This window comes from Kitasatospora sp. SC0581, assembly GCF_048159585.1.
GTDB lineage: Bacteria > Actinomycetota > Actinomycetes > Streptomycetales > Streptomycetaceae > Kitasatospora.
Window position 1 is genome coordinate 1 of sequence record NZ_JBLRWA010000133.1, and the last position, 462, is coordinate 462.

General features: G+C 72.9%; 1 protein-coding gene. It reads left to right on the top strand.

The window, feature by feature from the left end; translation table 11 throughout:
• Positions 1 to 462 (top strand): tetratricopeptide repeat protein (locus ACLWS4_RS37445; RefSeq protein WP_416876492.1); only part of this gene is annotated, 462 nt, incomplete at both ends.

Genomic DNA, 462 nt, shown 5'->3' on the forward strand with positions numbered 1-462 from the left:
GGCGAGTGGACCGATTGCCTGACCGAAGCGCTCGCCGCCACCACCGCCGCCGGTGACCTGCTGGGCCAGGCCTGGCTCCACAGCCGGCTGGGCGTGGCCCACGGCATGGCCGAGCGCACCGACCTCAGCCTGCGGCACCTGCAGAGCGCACTGAGCGCCTTCACCGAACTCGGCGACACCGCGGCACAGCGGACGGTGCTGGCCAACCTCACCAACGCCTACCAGCAGGCCGGCGACCTCGAGCAGGCCAACGCCTACGCCGAGCGGACCACCACCCGGGCCGAGCAGATCGACGGCCCCGACCGCACCCCGGCGGATCTGCTGGTGATCGGCGGCCTGCTCTTCGAGTCCGGTGACATGGCCGGGGCCGAAGCCGCCTTCCGCTCGTCGGCGGCCAAGTGGCGGGTGGTCGGCTCCCGGCTCCACCTCGCCATCGCCCTGTCCAATCTCGGCGACTCCCTG